Annotated in this window: 1 rRNA gene; it reads left to right on the top strand. The window is 56.0% G+C overall.

Annotated features, from left to right (window positions below):
• A 23S ribosomal RNA gene (locus ACLJPX_RS44200) occupies positions 1 to 1301 on the top strand; the annotation flags it as partial.

Raw genomic sequence — 1301 nt, forward strand, 5'->3', positions numbered from 1 at the left:
TGGTGTTCCCGAGTAGCAGCGAGCTCGTGGAATTTGCTGTGAATCTGCCGGGACCACCCGGTAAGCCTAAATACTTCCTGAAGACCGATAGCGGACTAGTACCGTGAGGGAAAGATGAAAAGTACCCCGGGAGGGGAGTGAAAGAGTACCTGAAACCGTGTGCCTACAAGCCGTCAGAGCCCGAGCACATCCTTTGGATGTTACGGTGATGGCGTGCCTTTTGAAGAATGAGCCTGCGAGTTAGTGCTGCGTGGCGAGGTTAACCCGTGTGGGGTAGCCGTAGCGAAAGCGAGTCTGAATAGGGCGTCTGAGTCGCGTGGTCTAGACCCGAAGCGGAGTGATCTACCCATGGCCAGGCTGAAGCGTCGGTAAGACGACGTGGAGGGCCGAACCCACTTAGGTTGAAAACTGAGGGGATGAGCTGTGGGTAGGGGTGAAAGGCCAATCAAACTCCGTGATAGCTGGTTCTCCCCGAAATGCATTTAGGTGCAGCGTCACATGTTTCACCACGGGGGTAGAGCTACTGGATGGTCTAGGGGCCTTACCGGGTTACCGAAATCAACCAAACTCCGAATACCGTGGTGTGAGAGTGTGGCAGTGAGACGGCGGGGGATAAGCTTCGTCGTCGAGAGGGAAACAGCCCAGAACACCAGCTAAGGCCCCCAAGTGTGTGCTCAGTGGGAAAGGATGTGGGATTGCCCAGACAACCAGGAGGTTGGCTTAGAAGCAGCCACCCTTGAAAGAGTGCGTAATAGCTCACTGGTCAAGTGGTCCTGCGCCGACAATGTAGCGGGGCTTAAGCACACCGCCGAAGCTGTGTCATTCGCACATATAGATCGGTTTCCATCTTCGGGTGGTTATCTAGTCGTGTGGATGGGTAGGGGAGCGTCCTGCATCCAGGGAAGCGGCGGCGGAAGCCAGTCGTGGAGGGTGTGGGAGTGAGAATGCAGGCATGAGTAGCGAATGCAGAGTGAGAAACTCTGCCGCCGGATGACCAAGGGTTCCTGGGCCAGGCTAATCCGCCCAGGGTAAGTCGGGACCTAAGGCGAGGCCGACAGGCGTAGTCGATGGATAACGGGTTGATATTCCCGTACCCGAGCACGTGCGCCCAGGATGAGGCGGTTGATACTAACCACCCAAAGCCAGTTACCAATGTCTTCGGACGGAGGTTTCTGTGTGGAGCGTGGGATCTGATTCCGTAGTAGTCGAGTGATGGGGTGACGCAGGAAGGTAGCTCCGCCAGTGAGTGGTAGTACTGGTGTAAGCGTGTAGGCCGAAACATAGGTAAATCCGTGTTTCAT

This window comes from Amycolatopsis sp. lyj-90 (assembly GCF_046549035.1).
Lineage (GTDB): Bacteria > Actinomycetota > Actinomycetes > Mycobacteriales > Pseudonocardiaceae > Amycolatopsis.